Consider the following 18,934-nt stretch of genomic DNA (forward strand, 5'->3'; position numbering starts at 1 on the left):
AGTGAATTAGACTAGTGGATTGGTTTGAGTGAGAGGTTCGGTTGGCATAGTGCAGCACCAAGTACGGTTTGCCACCTGGCTAGGTTCAGATTTGTGGTGTAATGAAGTCACATGACGTGAACGATTATTTATAGCATGAGAGTGTACCAACTGTGCTTAATTGAGAAAAAGGGCGCTTGATGCGCCCTTGATTAATTACACCTTGAAGCGATTCAGGATGGTTTCTTGCTGATGGACATTGCTCGACTGTTCAGTCATTGCGGAGCTTGCACCGTTTGCCGCATCGGCAACCTGCTCACTCAAATCCTTAATTTTAATGGTATTCGCATTGATTTCCTCTGCTACCAGGCTTTGTTCTTCGGCTGCCGCTGCGATCTGCATGTTCATGTCTGAGATTTGCGTTATGGATTGACGAATACGCTCCAGTGCGTTGTTCGCACTTTGAGCGCGTTCGACTGCCAGACTGGCATTTTCTTTACTCTGTGTCATAGCATGAGACACTGAATGAGCGCCCGACTGAAGTTGCTCAATCATATTACGAATTTCTGTTGTTGATTCTTGAGTTCGTTGTGCAAGGGTTCGTACTTCATCCGCGACAACTGCGAAACCACGGCCAGACTCACCAGCACGAGCAGCCTCAATAGCAGCATTTAGAGCTAGTAGGTTTGTTTGATCGGCAATATCGTTAATCACTTTTAGAATTGTTTCGATATTGTCTGTAGCTGTTTCAAGACCCTGGACTTCAATCACGGCGTCCTCGATGGACTGGGAAAGGTTTGTAATGGCACTGGTGGTATCTAGAACCACTTCTGAACCTTCTTGTGTAGCATTGTCTGCTGCCTGAGCAGCGCTTGCTGCACCTTGAGCATTGTTCGCTACTTCTGAAGATGTGCTGGCCATTTCATTCATGGCGGTTGCGAGTTGCTCTAGTTCTTGTAACTGAGTACTCATAGCTCCAGCAGATTGCTTCGCCCCCTGTGTTGTTTGTTGAGTAAGAGAGAGAATCTTAGTCGAAATCTCCTTTGACTCGATGATTTGCTGTTGCAGGTTGGAGGTAAAGGTATTGAATCCTTTTGCTAACTCTGCGAACTCTTCGTCTGTATTGGTTTCCAAACGATGCGTCAGGTCGCCATCACCGTTGGCAACGTCCTGAATGGCTGCATTGAGGTCATTGAGAGGACGCATTAGCACGCGAATCAATACGGTGAGAGCGAACACACTGACGATGAGGCCCGCTAAGGTAAAGAAGAGAGACTGATTACGCAGTTCGCCAATCGCAGAGAAGGCGATGTCTTTGTCGATGATGGCACCTACGTACCAGTTCTCTTTTGGAACCTGAATCAAGTTAACCTGATAGTCTTTGCCGTTTATTTGCAGTTGCTGCACACCGGCCGATAATTGGATTCCGGGTGCGAACTTTGTAACGGCCTGACCGTTCAAGCTACTGTCCGGGTGGGCAATGGTCATTCCTTGGTCCGTAACCACAAACAAGTAACCAGCGTTGAATAGATTCGTCTGGTTAACCAGATCTGCCAGGGTATTGAGGGTCACATCAAAGACCACACTGCCGAGAAAACGGCCGCTCTCGTCATTAATTGGCGAGCCCAAAGATATAATGACGCTCTTTGTTGAAGAGTCGACGTAAGGGTCGGTAATGATCGTACTTCCCGAAGACTTGGCCTCCTGATACCAGGGGCGAGAACGTGAGTCGTATGAGGCATCAGGTACCCAACCGTCATTGCTGACTAAAGAGCCATCCTTCTCATAACCGACACCTACTGCTTGAAAGCTGTTTTTAAGAGTAGGCGTGGTAATGACATCCACGATATATTGATTATTTGAGGGGTCAATCTCAATAGATTCGGTGACAGCGCTGGCAAGATCACGCTTGGAGTTTAAGTCGTAATTGATGGTGTTCTTAACCCCAGTGATGAGTTCATGGATACTGGCATCAATGTGGTTTTGAAGCTCACTGCGAACGGTAACTAGTTGGGTGATACCCAGTGTTGAGACGGTCACTAGCAACAAAGCTGCTGATGCCGAGACGATTTTGTGACTAAATTTCATACTACATCCTAGATTGGCTGAGGCCTCAGGCCGATAGGGCTAGCCAGTACTGCTTTGAATATTATCGTTATTTCTTAAGCTAATAAGAACAGTGTCTTGTATAACTAGTGTTATTATCGGAAGCAACACGGATTTCTTTAGCAGTTATATCGTTGAAGGCGACTGGTCTGCCCTCTGGCATAAATGATTGGTTTAGTTAGCGTAGGCTTTATGAATGGATAGCGTTGAAAAGGTGGTGTGTTCAATGCGTAAGTGACATTTTTACATTAACAAAATTCAAAATGGATTCGGACGGAACATCAAAAAGGAATGGTAATGAAAACAATAGGTCTCTTGGGCGGTATGAGTTGGGAGTCGACAGCGAATTATTATAAAGCCATTAATGAGGGCGTGAAAAGGCAACTCGGAGGGTTTCATTCGGCAAAGATTGCCCTAGTAAGCGTGGATTTTGCTGAAATTGAAAAGTATCAGAGCTTAGGGCACTGGGACAAAGCAGCGGAATGTCTTGTCATGGCGTCCAATGCCGTAGAGGCGGCCGGTGCAGATTGTCTGTTGATTTGTACAAATACCATGCACAAAGTCGCCGATGATATAGAACGATCACTTTCCATTCCTCTTATCCATATTGCCGATGCTACAGCTGAAACTCTAAAGCAAAATGGCGTATCCAAAGTAGGGCTGCTTGGCACTGCTTTTACCATGGAACAAGGCTTTTATAAGGATAGGTTAACAGAAAAGCATAATATCGATGTTGTTGTGCCTGAACCAGCACAACGAAAGTTGGTTCACGACGTGATTTATAAGGAATTAGTCAACGGTGTGGTTGAAGACGCGTCCAGAGAAGCGTACCTGGCCACGATCGATGACCTTAGTCGCAACGGTGCTCAGGCAGTCATTCTCGGGTGCACGGAGATAGCGATGCTGGTTCAACAAACGGATACCAAGATTCCACTGTATGACACTACTCAAATTCATAGTGATGCTGCGGTTTGTTTTGCACTCAAGACACCGGAGAGCGCGGAATAGCGATATGTCATCAGCACAATGAGTACACTCACATTTTGGGCTATTGATTGCATATATTTTTGCGACTTCGGTCTCGGTTTATTACTTTTTGCTAAAATAGCGTACTTCGGGATCCTATAACTATTATTGGGCGTTTCTGTTTATCTAAGAGGTATCTGTGCGTGTTCATAAGTTATTGCCTTTATTATTAATATTTGTAATTTGGTCTGGTTGCTCAACCGCGATGCAACCGGACAACTCAACGCTGGTAATATCAAACTCCAAAGCGTGGGCACCTTATTCCTATCTGGATCAAAACAATGAACCTGCCGGGGTGCTGGTTGATTTATGGCGAGCTTATGGTGAAGCCAATAATGTCGATATTCAGTTCCTTCTGGTTGACTGGCAAGAGTCTATTGACGCTGTGAAAGAGGGCAATGCGGATGCCCATGGGGGACTGATGTGGTCGAGTGACCGCTCTCAATATTTCGATTTTGGCACTGAACTGTTCGAAATCGATACTCAACTCTATCTTCATGAGACTCTTCGGGCATTAGGGGGAGAGGCGGTGTTAATGGGGGGATACGACTATGAGATTGGTGTGGTTCAGGGTGGATATGAAATGGAGTTTTTGCAGCGCAACTACCCTAGCGCCAAAATCGTCTCTTATGAAAATAATCAACGGTTGCTCGAGGCAGCGCTTTCCGGGCGAGTAAGTGCTTTTGTCACCGACTTGCATGTAGCAAACTATTATCTGTATAACTTTGGTCAGATGAACCCTTTTTATGCAGCAGAGCATCTGTATTCTGGAGCACTTTACTTCGCGGTGCCAAAAGCCAACAACCGGCTCTTAGAGGCATTGATTCCGGGATTCAATAATGTCACATCAGATGTGCGTCAACGGATTTTAAGCCGTTGGGTGCATATAGCTACGATATATCCGAGGTATATCGTTCCCTATACTCTGCTTGTGCTGACCGCTTTTGCTATTGTCTATTATGCAACGTGTGCCCATTCTGCGAGAGCAAAACGAGTTTTGGCTAATAGAGCTGTTAACAGTTCACCACTGCCATTGGATAAGGATGCCTTGACGGGACTGAGAAATGGCCGTTTCTTCCATCGGTATTTGGATCAGGTGAAGCACAATGACACCAGTTTGAGCATTATCGTCGTCGATATTGATAATTTAATGCTGATCAACACAGTACATGGGTATCTCAAAGGGGACTTGGTTATAGAGTCTATAGCCAGTGACATACGAGACCAAATTGCGGAAAACTGCATCTTTGCCCGAATCGGTGGAGGAACGTTTGCTCTGGCTTATGTTGATTGCGATCTTGAGTTTTCCTATCGGTTATCAGAGCGGTTGTGTCGTTCTGTGAGCGCGCTGTCAATTACCGGATTAGAGTTATTGTCTCTTTCTGTCAGTATCGGATGCGCGGTGTATGAAGATGCGCGTGATTTCAAATCACTGTCAGAGGCCGATAAACTCATGTATGCTGCAAAAAGAAAGGGTAAAAATCGAGCGGTAGTCCAGTTATTACCCTCTAGCACTCAAGTTTTTTCTCGAGCTAATTAGCGCTCAGAGAGAAGCTAACCACAAGTGACAATGCAGGTCATGACTCAGAAAATTAATCTCAATCTTCTTTATACGCTGGAAGTTCTTCTTACTGAGCGACATGTTAGCCGTGCGGCTGAACGACTGAATCTAACGCAATCTGCGGTAAGCCGGCAACTGAGCCAACTACGCGAAATCTACAATGACCCACTATTGGTCAGAAGTGGCAATCACTATTTACTCACACCGCGTGCGGAACAGATCAATGGGGAGTTGGAAAGGGTACTGAAGGAAATTACTCAGGTACTTGGAGAGTCACACTTTGATCCTATGGCTTATGCGAAGACAGTTACCTTCTCGTCTTCAGATTATGTGGCGCAGTATATTTTCCCTGAAATTGTAGCGCACTTATCAAAGCTTGCGCCTGCTATGACCTTCGCTTATCGCTTGTGGGAGCCAGAAAACCTGACACATCTCGGAGAGATAGACGTACAGCTTTCCTCCACTATGCTTCCGGAGGCTCCAAAGTCACTGAGCTCTCTGCAGATAGGAGAGGACAGGCCCGTTATTGTGATGCGTCGTCGTCATCCTTTAGCCAAACATTCGATTTTAAATGAACAGGATCTTGAAACGTTTTCTCATATTCGAATTTCGGGCGGCGGGGATAAAGACAGTTTCTTGAAGCAAAGTATGAAGGAGAGAGGACTGGAGCGCAGGATTTTAGCTTCGACCCCTTTCTTTTCTTCGGCATTTGCACTGCTCAATCAAAATGATGCACTGCTGACGTTACCGCTTCATATCGCCATTAACCTTAAAGATAAATTGGGCCTGCATGTTTCGGAGTTTCCCTTTTCGGTGCCAAGTTACAAGTATTGGCTTATCTGGCATCCCAAATATGATCGTGATCCCGCACATATTTGGCTCAGAGAGCATGTTCATTCGATTATGCGTACTTCTATGTACTCAGTTCACTGAACAGTTTATGATTTTTAATCATAGCCATAATGATAAATGGTGATTTCATGTAATAACCAAAGAGTGGTAGAGTTTCCTTGTGTTTGAAGGAGATATTATGACGTTCACTATTTGGTTATCTTTGCTGACGATCTGTCTATTAGGGGCTATGTCCCCCGGGCCCAGTCTGGCTATTGTTGCAAAACATAGTTTAGCCGGAGGCAGACAGCATGGGCTGGCCACTGCATGGGCTCATGCGTTTGGAATCGGAGTCTATGCACTTATTACTGTTTTGGGGCTTTCGGTGTTGCTCCATCAGTTTCCGCTATTGTTCAAAACCATTTCGTTATTAGGTGCGCTTTATCTTGCGTGGCTAGGTTTCAATGCGATCCGCTCAAAAGGGGGTATCGTTGAAAGACTGGAGTCAGGTAAGAAAGTGTCCGTCGCATCAGCGGCGAAAGAGGGGCTGTTCATTTCTCTTTTGAGCCCTAAAATTGCGTTGTTTTTTACAGCTCTGTTTAGTCAGTTTGTTGCGGTTGGTAGCGAACTGACCGACAAAGCGATTATTGTGACTACACCACTTATCATTGATGGCCTGTGGTATACGCTGATTACTTTCATGTTGTCATCTCCAAGGTTACTGAATGGATTAAAATCTAAGGCCAGGATTATCGACCAATTATCCGGTTTGGTTCTTATCCTGCTCGCTGCTCGCGTTATCTACACACTGTAATAATGATGTTTTTTGTCAACTTGAGAAACGGCATTAATGTTCATACACTTAGAGCATATTCATGTCTTTAGGGTGACGTTTTGAAAGCAAATCATCTCTTTGTTTCTCTGTTGGTGATATTGGGAATAGTAGGGTGTAAACACAACTATTCTTCTGAACCCCGTCCAGATCGCTTTACATTGGATAATGTAGAACGGTTGGTCATGGAAGATATTTTGGGCGCTGAAAAGCTTGATGGTTCAGAGAAAGAATACCGATATTCAGCGGGAGCCTCCGATCTTAATGGTGATGGTAGTGAAGAGATATTCGTACTGATGCAAGATAGTTACTTTTGTGGCTCTGGAGGATGCACTGGTTTCCTTTTTAGCGATAAAGGTGAGCTGATTAGCCGAATGTCGGTGACCAGAGAACCCGTGCTGGTGGCCAATCGCAAAACAAATGGCTGGAACGATCTTTATGTGTGGAGTAATGGTTCACTGCGTGTCATGAGTTTTGACGGTAAATCTTATCCTACTAACCCTTCTACGGAACGTGAATATAACCGCGACAGAGAACGAGACACGGCAAGACAAACGTTAGAGGTTCAGGAAGTTTACGTACAGGATGGGTATGATTTAAAAGAAATTACAGAACTACCTATCTTCTCACCGGCACATGTCTATCAATTCAGTTTTAAGCATCATGGAGATCCGCAGCACCTGTATATGTATGTCATTGATATGGTAACAGGACGTTCAGAGTTGGAACTTTTGCCAATCGTCAAAGAGAATGAAAAGTAACTGACATTTAACACAGACTAAAAAAGCCGAACATTTAGTTCGGCTTTTTGGTTATTAAGTGTTGGTGTATCTATACTAACTCAACAGTTCTTTCGCTGTGTTCACAACATTGTCAGTAGTGAAGCCAAACATCTTAAACAGTTCACCTGCCGGTGCCGATTCACCGAATGTGGTCATACCGATGATCTTGCCACCGAAACCAACATACTTGTACCAGAAGTCTGCAATACCGGCTTCGACTGCAATACGTGTAGTCACATCTGATGGCAGAACCGATTCACGATATGCTTCATCCTGCTTATCGAACACATCTGTTGCAGGCATAGAAACAACGCGAACCTTTTTGCCAGCTTGTGTAAGCTCTGCTGCGGCATTAACAGTAAGTTCGACTTCCGAACCGGTTGCAATCAGGATTAGCTCAGGTTTGCCTTCACAGTCTTTCAGAACGTATGCGCCTTTTGCGATGTCCGCTACTTGTTGCTCGCTACGAGCCTGTTGAGCTAGATTCTGACGAGAGAAAATCAACGAAGTTGGGCCATCCTTGCGCTCAATGGCAAATTTCCAGGCTACTGCGGACTCTACCTGGTCACACGGACGCCATGTGCTCATGTTCGGCGTCAAGCGAAGTGATGCCATCTGCTCTACCGGCTGGTGAGTAGGACCGTCTTCACCAAGACCAATGGAGTCGTGGGTGTACACTTGAATGTTTTGTACCTTCATCAGCGCAGCCATTCGCATAGCATTACGGGCATATTCCATAAACATCAGGAAGGTTGCACCGTAAGGTACGAAGCCGCCGTGTAGTGCGATGCCGTTCATAATAGCAGTCATACCAAACTCGCGAACACCGTAGTGAATGTAATTACCTGATGCATCGTCAGCGGTTAGTGACTTGGAGCCGGACCACATGGTCAGGTTAGAAGGTGCCAGGTCAGCTGAGCCACCTAGGAATTCTGGCAGCATCGCGCCGAAAGCCTCGAGTGCGTTTTGAGACGCTTTACGAGAGGCAATGTTAGCCGGGTTAGCTTGAAGGTCAGCGATGATTTGAGCGGTTTTTTGCTCCCACTCAGCAGGGAGTTCGCCATTTACACGACGTTTGAACTCAGCCGCGAGCTCTGGGTATGCTGCTTCATAAGCTGCAAGTTTCTCGTTCCACGCAGCTTCCTTAGTCGCGCCCGCTTCTTTCGCATCCCATTCTGCATAAATTTCTGACGGAATTTCAAATGGACCGTGCTCCCAACCTAATTGCTTACGTGTTTCAGCGATTTCTTCAGCGCCTAGTGGTGCACCGTGGCAGTCGTGAGAGCCTGACTTATTTGGAGAGCCGAAGCCGATGATGGTTTTGGTACAAATAAGAGTAGGGCGAGGGTCTGCTTTTGCCGCTACAATCGCCGCGTTGATGGCCTCTGAGTCGTGGCCGTCCACAGCAGGAATAACATGCCAACCATATGCTTCGAAACGTTTAGGGGTGTCGTCTGAGAACCAGCCTTCGACTTCACCATCGATGGATATGCCATTGTCATCCCAGAATGCAATGAGTTTACCTAGGCCAAGTGTGCCAGCAAGAGAACACGCTTCGTGAGAGATACCTTCCATCAGGCAGCCGTCACCCATAAATGCGTAAGTGTAGTGGTCAACGATCTCGTGACCATCTTTGTTGAACTGTGCAGCAAGCGTCTTCTCCGCCAGAGCCATGCCAACAGCGTTAGTAATGCCCTGACCTAGAGGGCCAGTAGTGGTTTCAATGCCTGGCGCATAACCATACTCTGGGTGACCTGGTGTTTTGGAATGTAACTGACGGAAGTTCTTGAGCTCCTCAATAGGAAGTGCATAACCCGTAAGGTGTAATAGTGAATAGATCAGCATTGAGCCGTGACCATTTGAAAGAACGAAGCGGTCACGGTCTGCCCACTCTGGGTTTTCTGGGTTGTGGTTTAGGTGAGAGCGCCAAAGCACTTCAGCGATGTCAGCCATACCCATAGGTGCACCCGGGTGGCCAGAGTTAGCTTGTTGAACGCCATCCATGCTTAGAGCACGAATAGCATTTGCTAGAATTTTACGGTCCATATTAATACCAAATAGTTACAATTCAGGAGAGGGGAAATTAGAGGGGGGAACGCAAACGTTCCCCCCTTAAGATTTTGTTAGGATTAAAGCTTAGCTTCAATCATCGCTTCGAGTTTGCCTTGGTCGATGGCGAAGTTACGAATACCTTCAGCAAGTTTTTCGACCGCCATTGCGTCTTGGTTGTGCTCCCAAAGGAACTCTGCGTGAGTCATCGCAGTCGGACGATCTTTTGCACCTTTAGAATCGACCAATTTAGCCACAACTTCACCTTCAGCCGCTTCAAGTTCAGCTAATAGTTGCGGGCTGATAGTCAGACGATCACAGCCTGCAAGTTCCAGGATTTCACCCGTGTTACGGAAGCTTGCACCCATTACAACGGTGTTGTAGCCGTGTTCTTTGTAGTAGTTATAGATGGTAGACACTGAAATCACACCTGGGTCTTCTGCTGCTTCAAAGTCACGACCTTCTTTGGCCTTGTACCAGTCCATAATGCGACCAACGAATGGAGAAATTAGGTATACGCCGGCTTCAGCACATGCACGAGCTTGAGCAAAAGAGAAAAGAAGCGTCAGGTTACAGTTGATGCCTTCTTTCTCGAGAACTTCAGCGGCACGGATGCCTTCCCAAGTCGATGCAAGCTTAATAAGGATGCGATCGTTAGCAATACCGGCATCGTTATACATTTTGATCAGTTGACGAGCTTTGGCGACGCTGCCCTCAGTGTCATAAGAAAGACGTGCATCTACTTCAGTTGAAATACGGCCCGGGATAGTTTGCAGGATTTCTTTACCGATGTTTACAGCAAGCATGTCGCAAGTGTCCTGAACTTGCTGTGATTTATCATCGCTTTGTGTTTTTGCGTACTCAATCGCTTGATCGATAAGTGGTGCATAGTCAGCGATTTGTGCTGCTTTCAAAATCAGAGATGGGTTCGTTGTCGCGTCTTCTGGCTGGTATTTACGAATGGCTTCGATGTCTCCAGTATCTGCGACTACTGTGGTAAGTTTGCGAAGTTGCTCTAATTTATTGCTCATCGGTATGTTCCTATTCTTGGGGCATAGATTTTTGAGGGGAAAGAGCCTCATACTACAAATGCTAAGTCATGAGCCAAACACTCACATTAAGTTTGGTTTAGCTCATAAAGCTTTTCCGTGTCTGTGAGCCATTATGCCTGAGCATATGTATCACATCTGAGTAAATGTTGAATCCATATTTACCTCATGCAGAAATAAAGTCAACGAAATACTGGTACGAAAACTGGTATTCATTGGCTTGCTTTTGGTTTTTGATAACGCAAGCGTAGTTTTGGCGCAAATCAAGGACTGCCAGGCTTTGTGGGGCCAATTATTGGTCTAAAGTTTGACCTGAGAAAATGTAATGGTATTGAGCGAATGTTAGGTTGTGTATATGATTGAGCATATGATGATGCACTGAGCCAATGAGCAACATGAACACACAGGCAGATTTTGACTATGAAAAGCGATAATAATGAAACAAGTAATGACTTGCTGACCGAGATTGCGGTTGCCTATTATCAGGATGGGGCAACACAGGAAGAAATCTCAAAAAAGTTTGGCGTCTCCAGAGCCAAAATAGGCCGGCTTCTCAAACAAGCCAGAGACGAAGGGATTGTTGAAATCACGGTTAAGTATCATCCGGTATACAGTGCCAAGATTGAACAGCGACTGATAGAACGTTTTGGCGTGAAGAGAGCTCTGATTGCTCTGGACCAGCCTGACGAAGAGGCGCAACGAATGCAAGTTGGAGGACTGGTCTCCAATTATCTGGCACAAACCTTAAAAGGGGGCACTGTGGTGACAGTCGGGCAGGGTCGTAATGTGTCGGCGGTCGCCCACCACATGGGCGTCATTACTCCGAGGGATTGTAAGTTTGTTTGTGGAATTGGTGGCATTCACCCTCGTGGCGGTCGTTTCAACGCGGATCATATTTGTCGTCAGTTAGCGAAAAAGTACGGTGGAACGTCCGAGACGTTGTACGCACCAGCTTATGCGGAAAACAAGGCTCAGAAGCTGGCATTTATGCAGAATGCGACTGTAAAACAAACCCTCGACCTTGCACGCAAGGCAGATATGGCTGTGGTGGGCGTCGGAGACATGAGTGAAAACAGCTATATGGTTGATCTGGGGTGGTTTACTACGGATGAAGTGGTTCAGTCTCGTTTAAATCAGGGCGTTGTTGGCGATTTTGCTGGCTACGATTTTTTCGATATACAGGGCCGCGCAGCAGACACTGTGATGAGTGACCGTGTTATAGGATTAGGCTTAGAAGAATTTCGAATGATCTCTGAGGTGATAGCGATAGCCTCAGAAAACAGTAAGCCAATGGCTTTACTGGGGGCGTTGCGAACGGGTGTTATTGATGTGGTCGCAACCAGTGTTAGCAACGCCTTAACGGTTTTAAACCTTGATGAGCAGATGTTGAGTTTGCCCAAAACGTAATATTGCCGCCTATGAAAACTTGGTAGCTTTGATGACATCCAACAGAAATGAGTATCGAGCGGGTAGCTTGCGACGTTTTTTCTGCACAAAATAGAGCGGTTCACTGACCAATTGCTTAGTAGGCCAAACATCGACATTGTTACTGTATTCTGAATAATCAATGGCCACTTTGGGCAGGACGGTCACACCGATGCCCAAAGAAACTGGCTGTAGGATCTGGCTGTGCTGATTGATATAGCTGACCTTGTGAAAGTCCTTCCAGTCAGCTTGTTTCAGTTCTTCTATCCCACTGTCGTCGAATATCTTTTGCAGGTAGTACTGAGCATCCGGGTGATTAATGATGCCTTGTTGTCTGATCGCCTCGTATGCTGACATGTTGCTAACCATTTCTTTTTCACCTATCAGGCAAAGCTCTAGTTGTCCCAGATACTCGGTGGACAACTCAGGGTGCTGAGTACTGGCGGTTACGATTCCCGAGTCAATCGTGCCGTCGGCCACACTTTCCAAAATGCGTTTATTGGGCGCCGCTTCAACATTGACTCTCAGACCGGAGTATTGCTTCTGAAGGCTAAGCAGACTGGGGTAGAGCGCGGTGACAATGGCACCCGAGGCAGAGAAGCTAAGGTGACCTGATTCAGGATCATCAAACGTCAGGTTTTCAATCAGTGCCTTTTCACGCGTCGCCAGATCACATGCATAGTCGTAAACTAATCGTCCCTGTTCAGTCAGCTCGAACGCTTTGCCTTCCCTGATGATGAGATCGACACTAAGGCTGGCCTCGAGTTTTTTGATATGTTGACTGACGCCAGGTTGAGTCATATACAGTTTTTCAGCCGTGTGCGTAAAGTGGCCAACTTCAACCAGAGTTTTGAAGGTGTTTAGCCAGGTGGTATTGATCATAGTCCTACTGCCGATAATAAAACGTTATTGACAGTAGGTTATATGAGAGAGTTTTATTTATCTACCACCGTTGTACTCTTTGACAGAGGCGTTGGCTAGACTTCAATAGGCAGATCGTGTCTTTGACCCCACTCAGACCATGACCCGTCGTAGACAGAAATATTTTCATAACCACAGATATGAGCTCCAAGAGCGAGGATACATGCGGTGATACCTGAACCACAACTAAACACTAACGGTTGTTGTTTGTCTTCTGTGATGTCTGCAAACAGTGGTAACAGTGTTTCGACGGGCTTGAGCTTACCATCCTCGATCAATTCAGCAAATGGCAGGCATACCGCTTTTGGAATATGCCCGCTGCGCAGACCCTCTCTAGGCTCTTTGGCTTCCCCTTTGTATCTTGCTAATGAACGCGCATCAACAATACAAGCACTGTCATTATTGGAGTGTGACAGGACAGTTTCTGCTGAAATAAAGTGAGAGGCGCTGAGCGGCTGGGACAAATTAGAGCACTCTTGCGAGCAGAAGGAGTCGACAGTGCCGTAACCTGCTTCTTTCCATTCGGGCAACCCTCCAGAAAGAATGTAGACTTCATCGAGCCCAAGTGCTTTGAGCATCCACCAGGCTCGGGGTGCGGCATAAGTGCCGGAGTTATCGTAGACCACGACTTTACGCTGCGGCGTGATGCCTAATTGGGCTGCGAGTTCGTTGAAGCGTGATTCAGATGGCATCATATGAGACAAAGGGGAGTCTGGATCGCAAAACACCGTGTCGTAATCAAAGCGCTGGGCACCTGGGATCACACCACTCTTATCTTTTTCGCGTTCTAGGGGGATTTGAAACTCAATACTGGCGTCAAGCACGACAGGTTTGTTAGCGGACTCCAGCTGTTGCTTGAGCCATTGGGGAGTGACGAGAGGGCTTGCCATGAGCAATCTCCTTATTGGTTGAGACAGCGGTCAAGGCGATAGGTTTTGCTGTCAGAGAATGTCGAAGATAACACCTGAATCTTCACCTTTGAGCCCACTGGACACGAAGTACTTTTATCTGCAGGGACTCTGTGTGTGGAGCCGTCTGTTAACTCAATGACCAGATAATGACGGTTGCCATCCAGTGATTGAGTTAGAATCTGACTCAGTACGGTTGCTTCAGTAGTCTCTTCCGAACCGGAAAGTGGGGAAAAGATAAGAAGCAGCAAAAGACCAACGCCAGAGCTAAGCAAGATGAAGGCGATGGTCAGTTGTTTCATACCGTTATCTCTAAGTTTATATGCTTTTAACCGCACACACTGCATTGACGGGACTTAGGTAAGCCCATTTCTCGCCAAGTAAGTGACAGACCGTCAAAAATCAGCAATTTACCGACCTTGGGTTGACCGTAGTTGGCGATGACTTTTATGGCTTCAAGGGCTTGTGTGGCACCAATGATACCGACGATAGGTGACATAACGCCTGCTTCGACGCAGCTTAATGTAGTATCGCCGAACAATACGCTTAAACAGGCGTAGCATGGTAGCGTGTCATCCTGGTAGGTGAAGACAGTAATCTGTCCTTCCATTCTAATGGCTGCTCCACAAACTAAAGGCTTTTTATGTTTGAAGCAAAGGCGGTTAAGCTGGTTACGGGTATCGACATTGTCGGTCGCATCTAACACCAGTGTATGTTGAGTGATTACCGATTCCAACTCCGCGTCATCTAGGCGTCGATTAATCGTGCTGACATTCAGGTGGGGGTTGAGCTTGACGAGTGCTTGTTTTGCCGAATCGACCTTGTCTAAACCCACCGAAGCATCAGTGTGCAGTACCTGGCGTTGCAAGTTGGACAATTCCACCTGATCGTCATCGACCAGCGTCAATGTGCCTACACCTGCAGTTGCGAGGTACTGACTGGCAGCACAGCCTAAGCCGCCAGCGCCGATAATGATAATAGAGGATTGCTTCAGCGCTTCCTGACCATCGAAATCGAAGTTTTTGAGTATGATTTGACGGTTGTAGCGCAGCATTTCTTCGTCAGACAGTATCTCCACAACAGCCTCGTTAGAATAAAGTTGGATTAAACAACTGGATCTGAACGGTTTCACCCGCTTCGACTGAACCTCGATCACGCTCCAGCACCACAAAGCAGTTGGCCAGACTCATTGAGCGGAATGCCCCGGAGCTTTGGTTGCCGGTGGTTTCCACAACAAACTGCCCATCTTCTAGAGTATAGATGCCGCGTTGATAGTCGGTTCTTCCTGGTGCCTTTTTGAAAGCACTACGCGTGATGGCCGGAATAGACTCAGGCGCTTTCCATTCACTGTGACCCGACAGTTTTGCGATAAGAGGCTGAACCAGCACATACATGGTTAACACGGCTGACACCGGGTTGCCAGGTAAGCCACAAAACCAGGCATGGTCGAGCTCACCAAACGCGAACGGCTTGCCTGGTTTGATGGCGAGCTTCCAAAAGCCAATTTGCCCCAATTCTTCAAGAATATCTTTGGTGTAATCCGCTTCGCCGACACTGACACCACCAGAAGTAATGACGACATCTGCTTGTAGCTGAGCATCTTCAAAGGTGGCTTTTAATGTCTCTTGGCAATCAGGAATAATTCCAAGGTCGATGGCTTCGCAGCCAAAGTTCTCGATAAGGGGTTTGATGCCATAACGGTTACTGTCGTAGATCTGACCATCGCTCAATGTGGTACCTAATGGGCGCAACTCATCACCGGTAGAGAAGAAGGCGACTTTAGGTTTGCGGTAAACAGTAAGGTGACTGATTCCCAGTGTTGCGATCATCGGTATATCTCGGGCAGTCAGACGAGCGCCTTTTCTGAGTACCACATCGCCTTGGCGAATATCGTCACCAGTAGGGCGGATATTCATGTTTGCTTTTGGTGAGCATTGGTTGAATGTAATGCTATTGCCTTCTACAGACGTATTTTCCTGCATGATGACCGCATCACAACCCTCAGGGATTTTTGCTCCCGTCATAATTCTGATGGTGGTCATTTCTGGCCACTCACCTTCAAACGGAGCCCCGGCAAATGACTTACCTACCATAGTGAGGGTGGTACTCTTTTCAAGATCGCGTAGGCGAATGGCGTAACCATCCATTGCGGAATTATCAAATGGCGGAACATTAATCGGGGATAGAATGTCTTCTGCTAACACGAACCCTAGTGCTTCGGGAAGAGGAAGTTGAAGAGTTTCAGAAACAGGAGTAATTGGAGTGAGCATTTTGTCTAATGCTTCTTCTATAGGCATTAAGCCCGGTGCGTCACAGCAACCCATATGATAATTTGTCCTAATTGATTGGATGAAACAAGTAAACTGTTTGGAATGTATCATACTTTCTTTTGATAGAGGCTTATCCCAAGGGATAAAATCACTGAAAATATGCTGCAAATCATAGTGCATAGATAGCAATACAGAAATTGTGGGTGTAATTGGTGCCAATTCCGAGTATCCTTGTGGCCCCTTACGGGAGTTAGTGCGAGGTAGTAAAATGTCAGGATTAAGTGAATCAGCAAAATTGGTGAAAGCGGCGTTGGCCGAACGCGGCCTGGAAACGCCAATGTTGCCAAATCAAGTGAGTAGAGAAGAGAAGAAAGAGCGAATCGAGCATCATATGCGCGAAATCCTTTCATTGCTTCAACTTGATCTTGCTGACGACAGCCTGATGGAAACCCCTCATCGTATTGCTAAAATGTATGTCGATGAAATTTTCTCGGGACTGGATTACGAAAACTTCCCAAAGATTACTGTCATCGAGAATAAGATGAACGTCAGTGAAATGGTGCGCGTAAAAGACATTACAGTCACTAGTACATGTGAGCATCATTTGGTGACCATCGATGGCAAAGCGGCGGTTGCCTATATTCCTCGTGGCAAGATTATTGGTCTCTCTAAAATCAACCGAATTGTCAGATTTTTTGCTCAGCGTCCTCAAGTTCAGGAGCGTATGACTCAGCAAATTCTTGTTGCACTACAAACTTTGTTAGAAAGTGAAGACGTCGCGGTGACGATGGACGCAGTACATTATTGTGTCAAGTCACGTGGTGTTATGGATGCGACAAGCGAGACCACAACAACCGCATTGGGCGGGATTTTTAAGTCAAATCCTGCAACCCGTCACGAATTCTTACACGGGCTTCGCTAGTCAAGGGTCTTTTTTTGAATCAGTTTCTCAATCAACGCCTTCTATTTCGGAAGGCGTTGTTGTATTTGCGGCAGTTTTTCGTTCATACTGTTGATTAATGGAAAAAAATTAAAGAAAGAGCTGGCGCGCCTCTTTTGTGAATGACTCTACAACTACACTTTATGTCAATTCTTGAGCCAGTCATCTTTCCCGTTGGACTAGGTGGATGAACAGACTTCAGAAAATCTACAGCTACGCTGAGCCGAATACGACCTTGGTTGTCATAATGGCGGGATTTGGCTACCCGATATACTACTGGATATGGCAATACCTCTTTCCACAGCCATATGAGAACTTCTGGTTAAGAATGGTATGCTCACTGGTCGTGATGGTATTAGCTTTTCGGGGAGTAATGTCCAATAAGTTGAAAAGATACCTGCCGTATTACTACCTGTTCGCCATAGGACTGTGTTTACCTTTCTTCTTTTCTTACATGATGTTCATGAATAATTGGTCTAACGTATGGGTTCTATCCTTTATGTCGTCAATATTCCTGCATATCTTGCTGGTATACGATACACGTGTGATGATTTTACAGGCGGTTGCTTGCGTGACGGCTGCGGGCTTTTTTGCATCCCTCGATCTAGAGGAAGGGTTGCATCTGTCAGAACATGCCATCTATTTACCGATATTTGCTTTTACCTATTTATTTGGCAACCTTTTTTACTTTCGTAACCAAACCGAGCATGAGGCAAAGTTTTCAATCGCGAAATCATTTGGTGCAGGGATTGCTCATGAAATGAGAAACCCACTCAGTGCGTTGCTCTCTTCTTTTGAGGTCATTCGTTCTATTGTGCCAAATGGTAGTTCATCGTACAGAAGTTCCTATCATCTGAATGCTCAGGAGGTTCAGACGCTAAACGACATCGTCGAAGATTCGATGAAAGTCATCTGGGCCGGAAATGAAACCATTGATCTTTTGTTGACATCCATAGACCAAAACAGGGTGTCTACTTCGACCTTTTGTAAACACCGAGCAAAACAAGTGGTCGAGAATGCAGTGAAAAGCTTTAGTTATAAAAATGCATCAGAGATAAGGCTTGTCCAGTTAGAGATGGACAATGATTTTGATTACCTAGGAAGTGATACACTGCTTAAGTATCTGATTTATAACTTGTTAAAAAATGCTTTTCGTCATCGCGGTATGGGTAAGTTCACTATTTCGATTAAGTCTAAAAAAACAGCAGATGGCCACAGTATTTTGATACGAGATAGTGGTAAAGGTATAGAACCTGATCTAATCAAAAACATATTTGAAGACTTTTATACAACCGGAAAAAACGGCACCTTTGGTTTGGGGTTGTCTTTTTGTCGCAAAGTTATGCTTTCTTTTGGCGGTAGCATTGAATGTCGTTCTGTTCACGGTGAATGGACAGAGTTTGAGCTGAAGTTTCCAGAATATCACTCTAGTAAAATCAATAACATTAAGTTTGAGTTAATGAAAGCCAAAACAGTACTCTTCATCGGTGAGGAAGAATCAGAAATTGCCAAAGAGTTGAAGAAAATTGGCGAAGATTGTGAGTTAAATATTACGTTTGTCACTCTTCCCGAAGCGGCTACCTTGGAAGAGCACCAGTTTGAATACAGTCTTATAGTGATCGATGGTAGCCTAGACCGAAATGGGTGGTCCTTGATGACCCGCCTCGAAGGTAAACTGAGTTTCACGGAAGCACGCATAGCATTTGTCTATGATGAAGAAGCGAAGAGAAACTTGTACTTTCAGCGCTATGTGGATATTGAGTTGTTTAGCCGACAAGAATTTCTATATTCTCCAACTATTGCGTTGGACTACCTTTTATTTGATGAACTTAAAATTGACCAGCCAATTCAACCCTACAACGAGATAGCGACAAAACGGACGGTTATGATTGTAGACGATAACCATTCTCTTCGCTCTATCACTAGCATCATGTTAGAAAAGCAAGGTTTACATGTCGTACAGGCTGAAAATGGCGAAATAGCACTTAAATTGTTGGAGCAAGAAGATATCGATCTGATTTTGATGGATATAGAAATGCCAGTGCTTGATGGCTTATCAGCAACCAAACTTATTCGAGAATCTAACGCGTCGTATGCTTCCATCCCGATTGTTGGTTATACCGGGGACAAGAGTGAAGAAACGGTTGGTAAGATCAGCGAGTATGGTATGAATGACTTCATCGTTAAACCTACTCCGAAAGATGAGCTTATCGACAAAGTAGCGGTCTGGATATAAAAGAACGCCCGAGAATCGG

16 protein-coding genes are annotated in these 18,934 nt (G+C 45.7%); 8 read left to right on the forward strand and 8 right to left on the reverse strand.

The window, feature by feature from the left end:
• Positions 1–195: 195 nt before the first annotated feature.
• On the reverse strand, positions 196–2,067 hold the full coding sequence (locus tag C4S60_RS20925; RefSeq protein WP_103882243.1) for a methyl-accepting chemotaxis protein: 1,872 nt from the start codon (positions 2,065–2,067) through the stop codon (positions 196–198).
• Between the two features lie 315 nt (positions 2,068–2,382).
• Between C4S60_RS20925 and C4S60_RS20930 the strand changes: the two genes are divergently transcribed.
• From C4S60_RS20930 to C4S60_RS20950, 5 genes are all read left to right on the forward strand, one after another.
• A complete protein-coding gene (locus tag C4S60_RS20930; protein ID WP_103882244.1) occupies positions 2,383–3,093 on the forward strand; it encodes an aspartate/glutamate racemase family protein in 711 nt (236 codons plus the stop codon).
• Positions 3,094–3,316: 223 nt separating this feature from the next.
• Positions 3,317–4,651 (forward strand): sensor domain-containing diguanylate cyclase, encoded by a 1,335-nt coding sequence (locus C4S60_RS20935; RefSeq protein WP_146060887.1) that lies wholly within the window; start codon positions 3,317–3,319, stop codon positions 4,649–4,651.
• A 39-nt stretch (positions 4,652–4,690) separates the two neighbouring features.
• The gene (locus C4S60_RS20940; protein ID WP_103882264.1) at positions 4,691–5,605 is read left to right on the forward strand and encodes a LysR family transcriptional regulator; all 915 of its coding nucleotides are present in this window, start codon (positions 4,691–4,693) and stop codon (positions 5,603–5,605) included.
• A 97-nt stretch (positions 5,606–5,702) separates the two neighbouring features.
• Positions 5,703–6,317 carry a LysE family translocator gene (locus tag C4S60_RS20945; RefSeq protein WP_103882246.1) on the forward strand — a complete coding sequence of 205 codons (615 nt, stop codon included), beginning with the start codon at positions 5,703–5,705 and terminating at the stop codon, positions 6,315–6,317.
• A 203-nt stretch (positions 6,318–6,520) separates the two neighbouring features.
• A complete protein-coding gene (locus tag C4S60_RS20950) occupies positions 6,521–7,096 on the forward strand; it encodes a hypothetical protein (protein ID WP_103882247.1) in 576 nt (191 codons plus the stop codon).
• A gap of 75 nt (positions 7,097–7,171) precedes the next feature.
• Here C4S60_RS20950 and tkt read toward each other — a convergent pair whose 3' ends face one another.
• Together tkt and tal are read right to left on the reverse strand one after the other, a co-directional pair.
• Complete coding sequence (tkt, locus tag C4S60_RS20955) at positions 7,172–9,163, reverse strand: transketolase (RefSeq protein ID WP_103882248.1); 1,992 nt, start codon at positions 9,161–9,163, stop codon at positions 7,172–7,174.
• A gap of 83 nt (positions 9,164–9,246) precedes the next feature.
• On the reverse strand, positions 9,247–10,197 hold the full coding sequence (tal, locus tag C4S60_RS20960; RefSeq protein WP_103882249.1) for a transaldolase: 951 nt from the start codon (positions 10,195–10,197) through the stop codon (positions 9,247–9,249).
• Between the two features lie 438 nt (positions 10,198–10,635).
• Here tal and C4S60_RS20965 point away from each other — a divergent pair, with 438 nt between their 5' ends.
• Positions 10,636–11,622 carry a sugar-binding transcriptional regulator gene (locus tag C4S60_RS20965; protein ID WP_103882250.1) on the forward strand — a complete coding sequence of 329 codons (987 nt, stop codon included), beginning with the start codon at positions 10,636–10,638 and terminating at the stop codon, positions 11,620–11,622.
• Positions 11,623–11,631: 9 nt separating this feature from the next.
• On the opposite strand, the gene C4S60_RS20970 is transcribed toward C4S60_RS20965, so the two are convergent.
• The 5 genes from C4S60_RS20970 to moeA form a co-directional block, all read right to left on the reverse strand.
• Entirely contained in the window at positions 11,632–12,522 is an 891-nt protein-coding gene (locus C4S60_RS20970) for a LysR family transcriptional regulator (RefSeq protein WP_103882251.1), read from the reverse strand.
• A gap of 95 nt (positions 12,523–12,617) precedes the next feature.
• Complete coding sequence (locus C4S60_RS20975) at positions 12,618–13,451, reverse strand: sulfurtransferase (RefSeq protein WP_103882252.1); 834 nt, start codon at positions 13,449–13,451, stop codon at positions 12,618–12,620.
• Between the two features lie 11 nt (positions 13,452–13,462).
• Positions 13,463–13,771: a hypothetical protein gene (locus C4S60_RS20980; RefSeq protein WP_103882253.1), complete on the reverse strand. Its 309-nt coding sequence runs from the start codon at positions 13,769–13,771 to the stop codon at positions 13,463–13,465.
• A gap of 26 nt (positions 13,772–13,797) precedes the next feature.
• Entirely contained in the window at positions 13,798–14,547 is a 750-nt protein-coding gene (gene moeB / locus C4S60_RS20985) for a molybdopterin-synthase adenylyltransferase MoeB (RefSeq protein ID WP_103882254.1), read from the reverse strand.
• A 10-nt stretch (positions 14,548–14,557) separates the two neighbouring features.
• Complete coding sequence (gene moeA / locus C4S60_RS20990; protein ID WP_103882255.1) at positions 14,558–15,793, reverse strand: molybdopterin molybdotransferase MoeA; 1,236 nt, start codon at positions 15,791–15,793, stop codon at positions 14,558–14,560.
• A gap of 214 nt (positions 15,794–16,007) precedes the next feature.
• Here moeA and folE point away from each other — a divergent pair, with 214 nt between their 5' ends.
• Together folE and C4S60_RS21000 are read left to right on the forward strand one after the other, a co-directional pair.
• Positions 16,008–16,661 (forward strand): GTP cyclohydrolase I FolE, encoded by a 654-nt coding sequence (gene folE / locus C4S60_RS20995; RefSeq protein WP_103882256.1) that lies wholly within the window; start codon positions 16,008–16,010, stop codon positions 16,659–16,661.
• Positions 16,662–16,866: 205 nt separating this feature from the next.
• Positions 16,867–18,915 carry a hybrid sensor histidine kinase/response regulator gene (locus C4S60_RS21000; RefSeq protein WP_103882257.1) on the forward strand — a complete coding sequence of 683 codons (2,049 nt, stop codon included), beginning with the start codon at positions 16,867–16,869 and terminating at the stop codon, positions 18,913–18,915.
• Positions 18,916–18,934 lie beyond the last annotated feature (19 nt).

Origin of the sequence: Vibrio hangzhouensis, assembly GCF_900107935.1 — a bacterium.
Taxonomy (GTDB): Bacteria; Pseudomonadota; Gammaproteobacteria; order Enterobacterales; family Vibrionaceae; genus Vibrio; species Vibrio hangzhouensis.

Excerpts from the sequence above, each read along its gene's own strand:
- C4S60_RS20925 (WP_103882243.1), bottom strand. The coding sequence starts at position 2,067 with ATGAAATTTAGTCACAAAATCGTCTCGGCATCAGCAGCTTTGTTGCTA.
- C4S60_RS20930 (WP_103882244.1), top strand. The coding sequence starts at position 2,383 with ATGAAAACAATAGGTCTCTTGGGCGGTATGAGTTGGGAGTCGACAGCG.
- C4S60_RS20935 (WP_146060887.1), top strand. The coding sequence starts at position 3,317 with ATGCAACCGGACAACTCAACGCTGGTAATATCAAACTCCAAAGCGTGG.
- C4S60_RS20940 (WP_103882264.1), top strand. The coding sequence starts at position 4,691 with ATGACTCAGAAAATTAATCTCAATCTTCTTTATACGCTGGAAGTTCTT.
- C4S60_RS20945 (WP_103882246.1), top strand. The coding sequence starts at position 5,703 with ATGACGTTCACTATTTGGTTATCTTTGCTGACGATCTGTCTATTAGGG.
- C4S60_RS20950 (WP_103882247.1), top strand. The coding sequence starts at position 6,521 with ATGGAAGATATTTTGGGCGCTGAAAAGCTTGATGGTTCAGAGAAAGAA.
- tkt (WP_103882248.1), bottom strand. The coding sequence starts at position 9,163 with ATGGACCGTAAAATTCTAGCAAATGCTATTCGTGCTCTAAGCATGGAT.
- tal (WP_103882249.1), bottom strand. The coding sequence starts at position 10,197 with ATGAGCAATAAATTAGAGCAACTTCGCAAACTTACCACAGTAGTCGCA.
- C4S60_RS20965 (WP_103882250.1), top strand. The coding sequence starts at position 10,636 with ATGAAAAGCGATAATAATGAAACAAGTAATGACTTGCTGACCGAGATT.
- C4S60_RS20970 (WP_103882251.1), bottom strand. The coding sequence starts at position 12,522 with ATGATCAATACCACCTGGCTAAACACCTTCAAAACTCTGGTTGAAGTT.
- C4S60_RS20975 (WP_103882252.1), bottom strand. The coding sequence starts at position 13,451 with ATGGCAAGCCCTCTCGTCACTCCCCAATGGCTCAAGCAACAGCTGGAG.
- C4S60_RS20980 (WP_103882253.1), bottom strand. The coding sequence starts at position 13,771 with ATGAAACAACTGACCATCGCCTTCATCTTGCTTAGCTCTGGCGTTGGT.
- moeA (WP_103882255.1), bottom strand. The coding sequence starts at position 15,793 with ATGGGTTGCTGTGACGCACCGGGCTTAATGCCTATAGAAGAAGCATTA.
- folE (WP_103882256.1), top strand. The coding sequence starts at position 16,008 with ATGTCAGGATTAAGTGAATCAGCAAAATTGGTGAAAGCGGCGTTGGCC.
- C4S60_RS21000 (WP_103882257.1), top strand. The coding sequence starts at position 16,867 with ATGAACAGACTTCAGAAAATCTACAGCTACGCTGAGCCGAATACGACC.